Source organism: Microcystis aeruginosa LEGE 91341, assembly GCF_015206885.1.
Classification (GTDB): Bacteria; Cyanobacteriota; Cyanobacteriia; order Cyanobacteriales; family Microcystaceae; genus Microcystis; species Microcystis aeruginosa_H.
The window spans coordinates 19,248-27,023 of sequence record NZ_JADEXY010000057.1 but is presented as its reverse complement, the minus strand read 5'-3'; the positions used below and the strand labels follow the sequence as shown (position 1 = coordinate 27,023).

Here is a 7,776-nt window from a genome sequence, read left to right as displayed (position 1 = left end):
CCCCACACCCCACACCCTCTTTGAAGTCAGGAGATTATTTTTATTTATTCTCCCCATTTCCTAATTCATAATTCATAATTCATAATTCCCTCTCCCCGCTCGATCGAGTACAATAGAGTGTTCAGCAAAAGTGATCGGCTATTAGCTTTGATTAGTCCTTCGGTAAGAATATAAACCAGAGAAAAGAGCTATTAAGAGCGGCAATCAGCTGAAAAAGCTCAAAAACTGAATTTTAGGCTGAAGGCTGACGTTAGCTTGCTGAAAGCTGAATCCCGTTGATATTTTTTTTACTTGAATCACCGTGGTTATCCAAATCGACTCAACTCAAAACTACGAAACCAAAACCCAAGAGATCGCTAGACAACTTTTAGCCGAAACTCGCGAAAAAAAAGGTCTTTGGTCTGCTTTACAGGATCAAATGCGTTGGGATGATAAATTACTCGATTGGGCTATGTCTAACCCCAATTTACGAGTACAATTATTCCGTTTTATTGACTGTTTACCCGCTTTACGCAGTAATGCCGAGATCGCTAATCATCTCCAACAATACCTCGGTGATGCTTCCGTAGAACTGCCCAGTGCGCTGAAAAGTATCCTCAACTTTAGTGATCCTAACTCCCTACCGGCTCAAACGGCCGCCAGTGTGATCAGTAAATCCGTAGAAACCTTAGCTCGTAAGTATATCGCCGGAGAAGACCTAGTGCAAATTACTCGCACTGTCACCCGTCTGCGCAAGGAAAAAATGGCTTTTACCATAGATCTCCTCGGTGAAGCGGTAATTACTGAAGCAGAAACCCAAGTTTATCTACAAAGTTATCTCGATTTAATGACCCATTTGGCTCAAGAAGCGAGCAAATGGAACAAAGTTAGCCAAATTGATGAAGCGGACGGCGACTTATTACCACAAGTGCAGGTTTCTGTCAAGCTAACTGCCTTTTATTCTCAGTTTGATCCCATAGATCCCATTGGTAGTAAGGAAAAAGTTTGCGATCGCATTCGCCTACTATTGCGACGCGCTCAGGAGTTAGGGGTAGCAGTCCATTTTGATATGGAACAGTACGTTTATAAAAACCTCACCCTGGCTATCCTGAAAGAATTACTCCTAGAAGAAGAATTTCGCAGTCGTACCGATATTGGTATCACCCTACAGGCATATTTAAGAGATTCTGCCCAAGATTTACAAGATTTAATTAATTGGGCTAAAAAGCGCGGTTATCCCCTGACTGTCCGGCTAGTCAAAGGCGCTTACTGGGATCAAGAAACGATTAAATCTCGCCAAAATCATTGGCCACAGCCGGTATATAACGAAAAATCAGCCACTGATGCCAATTATGAACGGATGACGCGGTTATTATTGGAAAATCATCAATATTTATACGCTGCTATCGGTAGTCATAACGTGCGATCGCAAGCCTTGGCCTGTGCGATCGCAGAAAGTTTAGAAATTCCCCGTCGTCGCTTTGAAATGCAGGTATTGTACGGCATGGGCGACCAATTAGCCAAAGCCTTAGTGAAGCGGGGTCATCGGGTGCGGGTTTATTCCCCCTACGGACAACTTTTACCCGGTATGGCCTACCTAATCCGCCGTTTATTAGAAAATACCGCTAATAGTTCCTTCCTACGGCAAAATTTGGAGGATCGTCCCGTGGAAGATTTAATCGCAGCCCCCCGGGTTTTAGGCAATGATAACCCGATTATCGCCGGTTTTCCTAATGCCCCCGATACAGATTATGCCAACGAGCAATTAAGAAATAAAGCGATTCAAGCTCTTACTTTTGTCAAAAATTCCCTCGGTAAGACCTATTTACCCTTAATTAACGGCGAATACGTTGCCACCAATGTTCAAATCAATTCCGTTAATCCCTGTAACCCGCAGGAAATAGTGGGAAAAGTGGGCTTAATTGAGGTGGAACAGGCAGAAAAAGCGATCATAACGGCGAAACAGGCTTTTCCCGCTTGGAAACGCACCCCAGTGGCTAAAAGAGCCGAAATACTGCGAAAAGCGGCAGATTTGATGGAAGCGCGACGACACGAGTTATCGGCCTGGATTTGTTTGGAAGTGGGCAAAGTTATCCAACAGGCGGATCCAGAAGTGTCAGAAGCGATCGATTTTTGCCGTTATTATGCCTCGGAGATGGAAAGACTGGATTTAGGGCATAATTTCGACGTAGCAGGCGAAAATAATCGTTATTCCTACCAACCCCGGGGTATTGCTTTAGTGATTTCTCCCTGGAATTTCCCCCTAGCGATCGCAGTTGGCATGACAGTGGCAGCTTTAGTCGCAGGTAACTGCACGCTATTGAAACCGGCCGAGACTTCTTCGGTAATTACGGCGAAATTTGCCGAGATTCTCCTAGAAGCGGGTATTCCTGCCGGAGTCTTCCAATATATCCCGGGTAAAGGTTCCCAGGTGGGGGCGCATTTAGTTAGCCATCCCGATGTTCACCTAATCGCCTTCACCGGTTCACGAGAAGTGGGCTGTCGCATCTATACAGATGCCTCGATCGTGCAAAAGGGTCAAAAACACCTAAAACGAGTTATCGCCGAAATGGGCGGCAAAAATGCCCTAATTGTCGATGAGAGTGCCGATTTAGATCAGGCCGTTGTCGGTGCGGTTAAGTCCGCTTTTGGCTACACCGGCCAGAAATGTTCGGCCTGTTCGCGGATAATCGTTCTGGAAAGCGTCTATGATAGCTTTGTGGATCGCTTTGTCGAGGCTACCAAGTCCCTCAATATCGGGCCGACGGATTTACCAAGTACGGAAGTAGGACCGGTTATCGACGAGAAAGCTCAAGCAAGAATTCGGGAATATATCGAAACTGGCAAAAAAGAGGCAGAATTGGCTCTAGAGATGCCAATTCCAGAGGTGGGTTACTTCGTCAGTCCCACCGTCTTTAAGAATGTTCCCCCCGATGCGGTAATAGCGATGGAGGAGATTTTTGGTCCAGTGGTGGCGATTATCAAAGTGAGTAATTTCGAGCAAGCTTTAGCCGTAGCTAACGGAACCGACTATGCTTTAACTGGTGGCTTATATTCTCGCACTCCTGCCCATATTAACCGAGCTATGCAGGAATTTGAAGTGGGAAATCTCTATATTAACCGGGGAATCACCGGTGCGATTGTCTCCCGTCAACCCTTCGGGGGTTTCAAGATGTCGGGGGTAGGTTCCAAAGCAGGGGGTCCGGATTATCTGCTGCAATTCCTCGAACCTCGTCACATCAGCGAGAATATTCAACGTCAGGGATTTGCACCGATTGAAGGGGCCGATTAAGCGATTTATAGCTAGGGTTTGCGGCAAAAAGTTTGTTGGTGGGGTTAGGAGACAGGAGACAGGAGACAGGAGACAGGAGTCAGGAGTCAGGAGTCATAATAAATCCAGTTATTAAAAACTGATTATTTATTCTCCGTTTTGCCTTCTGCATGAGTAGAAAACGGGTTTCTCCGAGAAACCCGTTTTCTGTGCGTTACTCAGGAGTCGGTCGTCAGGAGACTATTTTTATTTGTTTTCCCTTCTCCCTGCTCCCTTCCCCCCACTCTCCCCACTCTCCTAGACTTTTTAAACAGGATTTACTATGACAGGGGACTCCCCAACTGTTGTCTTTCTTACCTGATTTCTTGGCTGTCAACCTACTGCTATATACTTAAGTTGAGAATTGCGTCGGCCTATCAAGAAAAGACTATGACGATTGAAACCGTTGCCACAAAACCCTTTAGTGACCAAAAACCGGGGACTTCCGGACTGCGAAAATCCGTTCCCGTTTTTCAACAACCCCATTATCTGGAAAATTTTATTCAAGCTATCTTCAATACTTTAGACGGTATCGAGGGTCAAACCCTAGTTGTCGGTGGAGATGGTCGTTATTATAACCGTCAAGCTATTCAAACTATCCTGAAAATCGCTGCCGCTAACGGTATCGGTAGAATCCTCGTGGGAACAGATGGTATTGTCTCCACTCCCGCTATTTCTGGGTTAATTCGCGAAAATAACGCTTTTGGCGGTATTGTTCTCTCCGCTAGTCATAACCCCGGCGGTCCGGAGGGGGATTTTGGCATTAAGTACAATATTACTAACGGCGGACCAGCCCCGGAAAATATCACCGATGCAATTTATGCTGAGACTAAGGTGATTAGCAGTTATAACATCCTCTCAGGGGCCGACATTAACCTCGATCGCCCCGGTTCCTTTAAACTGGGAACTATGGATGTGGAAGTGATCGATGCGGTTACTCCCTACGTCAAAATGATGGAAAAGATTTTTGATTTCGATCGCATTCAGGCCCTACTCACTTCTGGTAAGTTTAAAATGTGCATGGATTCTCTCCATGCGGTGACGGGTCCCTACGCTTATGCTCTATTTGAACAGCGTTTAGGTGCGCCCAAGGGTACAGTATTAAATGGTATTCCCCTAGAGGACTTTGGTGGGGGTCATCCCGATCCTAACCTAGTCTATGCCCATGATCTGGTAGAAATTCTCTTTGGTCAAGATGCACCCGATTTTGGGGCTGCTTCCGATGGAGATGGCGATCGCAATATGATCCTCGGTCAGAATTTTTTTGTTACCCCTAGTGATAGTTTGGCGGTACTAACAGCCAACGCTCATCTAGTACCAGGCTATCAAAATGGTATCACGGGAGTGGCGCGATCGATGCCCACCAGTGCGGCGGCCGATCGGGTAGCGGCTAAACTGGGAATTGACTGTTATGAAACTCCCACCGGTTGGAAATTCTTCGGTAATTTGTTAGATGCGGGGAAAGCAACCCTTTGCGGTGAGGAAAGTTTCGGCACGGGTTCCAATCATATTCGCGAAAAAGATGGTTTATGGGCGGTTCTTTTCTGGTTAAATATTTTGGCAGTTAAAGGGGAATCTGTAGAGGAAATTGTTCGCAGTCATTGGCAAGAATTTGGTCGTAATTTCTATTCTCGTCATGATTACGAAGAAGTCGCCTTAGAACCAGCAAAAGAGATGATTGCACGTCTCCAGAAGCTGGTTTTAGACCTTAAGGGTCAACAATTTGGTAACTATGAAGTGGAATATGCCGATGATTTTAGCTACACGGATCCCGTGGATGGTAGTGTCAGTAAAAATCAAGGGATTCGCATTGGTTTTACCGATGGTTCTCGGATTGTTTACCGTCTATCGGGTACGGGAACTAAAGGAGCAACTCTCCGGGTTTATCTAGAAAGTTATGAACCAGACGCAAGTAAACACGATATCGACACCCAAAAGGCCCTACAGCCGTTAATTGATTTAGCTGAAGAAATCGGTCAAATTCGTCAATCTACTGGACGGGAACAACCCACAGTTATTACCTAAAATCTAGGGAGAAGCTATCAGTTTTTATCGGGGAATTTTTTGACCGGCTCATCACTGATAGCCCCTCTTTAGTTACTTTCAGTAATTGCCCTGTGGTACAATTTCTGAATTCCCGTCACTAATTTATCTAACATTGAACGATGGCTATCGTGAGTCGGATCAAAACTCTGCACTTTGGTTAATAATTTTGCTTCCTGTACGTCCACGTCGTCATCGCTATAGATTAAAGTGCTAATCGATGCTAGTAGATCTTGATAGGTTTCTGGACTAGGATTAGCGCCTAAATAGGACTCTAACCATCGATAACATTCACTGGTTTTAACTGGTTTTAGTTCCGATAATAGTGGTTTAATCTCTGGATCATCATCAAGTTTTTCCCTCACAGCTACCTGTCGCAAATAACTTCTTTCTGATGGTTGAATCACACCATCAATCCAAGCAACACCGATGAGAATTTTCAGTAATTGTTTATTTTTCATCTCACACTTCCTTGACTAACTTAGCCATAAAAAAACCGTCTTGATTATGTCGATGGGGTAACACTTCGATCGCTCCCGTTTCTGTATAGTATTCTGAGAAAGATGAATTAGAGTCGGGAGTGGCCATTTTCCAATCGGGATGAGCGGCTAAAAACTGCTCGATCACTCTTTCATTTTCTAACGGATTTAAGGTACAGGTGGCATAAACTAATATTCCCTTCGGTTTTACCCAAGTGGCAGCCGAGGCTAAAAGTTCCCCCTGTCGTTTGGCTAGTACAGGTAAATTTTCGGGTGTTTGTCGCCAACGTATATCAGGACGCTTGTGTAGGGTTCCCAATCCTGAACAGGGAGCATCGATTAGTACACGATCAGCGATGCCGCACCACTGGGGACGATCGCGACTATCCCCTAGATGTATTTCGATCGCTTTTAAGTCTAATCTTTTAATATTGGCTTCTAACTGTCGTAAACGGGATGGTGTTTGATCACAGGCTAATATTCTACCTTGATCGCCCATTAATTCGGCAATATGAGTGGTTTTTCCTCCCGGTGCCGCGCAAGCGTCGATAATTGTCTCTCCGGGCTGGGGATCGAGTAGATAAGTAACTAATTGGGCGCTAATATCCTGTAGGGTGTAATTTCCGGCTCGAAATCCCTCTAAACGCTCAATATTGCCTAAACCAGAGGTTAAACGGCAAGCTAGAGGTAACTTAAGATGATTAAAAGTTATATTGGCTGATTCTAACTCATTTTCTAGGGCTTCTCGGCTAGTTTTCAGGGGATTAATCCGAATATCGAGGTCAGGAGAGCGATTAAACCATTGACACAGTTGTTCCGTTTCCGTAACACCAAAGCGATCTAACCACAATTGCACCAACCAATCGGGGAAACTGTGGAGAATCCCCAATCTAGAAGCGGTATTTTCTGGCAAAATTAAAGGATCGTCGCCATTAGCAGTTAAACGGAGATATTGCCGCAGCATTCCGTTAACCACCGCCGCTAATTTGCCTAAATGACTGATTTTAGTTAATTCTACCGCCGTATTCACCGCCGCTGATGGGGGAATCTGGGAGAGATAACGCAGTTGATAAAGACCAATATGGAGAATTCGCCGTAAATCTCGGGGTTGCTGGGCCGCGGTTTTTTTCCCCAGGCGATCGAGCAGCGCATCCAAAGTTCTTTGTCGGCGCATTATACCATAAACAATCTCCGTTGTCAAGGCTTTGTCAAGACAATTTAAGGAACTAGCGGACAAATGGCGATCGAGAGCGCGATCGGGATAGGTGGAAAAGCGATCGATATCGCGTAAAATCAGCAAAGCCAGCTGACGAGCATTATTCATGCAGTTTCTAGACGATTGCGGAGGAATTGGCGCAATATAGTCAGCGCCGGAATCGGGATTTCGTGGCCCATATTTAACTCGTGATATTCGACGTTAACCCCCAAACCAAGCAGTAAATCCCTGGCTTGACGAGCAGCAGCAATAGGAACGACGGGATCCTGTTTACCATGAACAATTAAGACATTTTGTGGACCCTGGGGATGGGGTTCACTGTGTAGATAACCACTCAAGGAACCTAATCCCGCCAAGGGTAAGGATAAACCCACATCCAGCGTCATCGCTCCCCCTTGGGAAAAACCAGTCAAAAAAGTCCGCTCTAGGGGAATGCCGGTGGTTGCTTCTAGGGAAATAATCCAATCGTGCAACTGTTGACGACTAGCGACTAAACCTTGATAATCGGAGGTTTCCAGCGCATACCAGGCGCGTCCCCCCGGCACTTGCGGATGATCGAAGGGAGCATTGGGAAACAAAAATTGACAATCAGCCAGATCCAGCATCGATGCAAGGGGGGCCAGATCCATGGCATCCGCACCCCAACCGTGCAGCATGATCACTAGATAGCGAGCGGGATTTTCCAGGGAAGGGGGAATGACAATCGGGTTAAATGACAGGGTTTTTTCCTCGCAATTCTTTTTTCTCTC

Annotated in this window: 5 protein-coding genes; 2 read left to right on the top strand and 3 right to left on the bottom strand. The window is 45.7% G+C overall.

The annotated features are described in order from the left end of the window. The first annotated feature begins 301 nt into the window (after window positions 1–301). Together pruA and IQ234_RS10595 are read left to right on the top strand one after the other, a co-directional pair. Window positions 302–3,271 (top strand): L-glutamate gamma-semialdehyde dehydrogenase, encoded by a 2,970-nt coding sequence (gene pruA / locus IQ234_RS10600; protein WP_193957067.1) that lies wholly within the window; start codon window positions 302–304, stop codon window positions 3,269–3,271. A 408-nt stretch (window positions 3,272–3,679) separates the two neighbouring features. After that, window positions 3,680–5,314 carry an alpha-D-glucose phosphate-specific phosphoglucomutase gene (locus tag IQ234_RS10595; RefSeq protein WP_193957066.1) on the top strand — a complete coding sequence of 545 codons (1,635 nt, stop codon included), beginning with the start codon at window positions 3,680–3,682 and terminating at the stop codon, window positions 5,312–5,314. Window positions 5,315–5,382: 68 nt separating this feature from the next. Here the strand turns inward: IQ234_RS10595 and IQ234_RS10590 are convergent, their stop codons facing one another. From IQ234_RS10590 to IQ234_RS10580, 3 genes are read right to left on the bottom strand one after another with little or no spacing between them, the layout of a single operon-like run. After that, window positions 5,383–5,793 carry a TerB family tellurite resistance protein gene (locus IQ234_RS10590; protein WP_193957065.1) on the bottom strand — a complete coding sequence of 137 codons (411 nt, stop codon included), beginning with the start codon at window positions 5,791–5,793 and terminating at the stop codon, window positions 5,383–5,385. Window position 5,794: 1 nt separating this feature from the next. Beyond that, a complete protein-coding gene (locus IQ234_RS10585) occupies window positions 5,795–7,135 on the bottom strand; it encodes a 16S rRNA (cytosine(967)-C(5))-methyltransferase (protein WP_193957064.1) in 1,341 nt (446 codons plus the stop codon). Next, window positions 7,132–7,713 (bottom strand): alpha/beta hydrolase, encoded by a 582-nt coding sequence (locus IQ234_RS10580; protein WP_322743450.1) that lies wholly within the window; start codon window positions 7,711–7,713, stop codon window positions 7,132–7,134. The genes IQ234_RS10585 and IQ234_RS10580 overlap by 4 nt, the downstream gene beginning before the upstream one ends. Window positions 7,714–7,776: the final 63 nt, after the last annotated feature.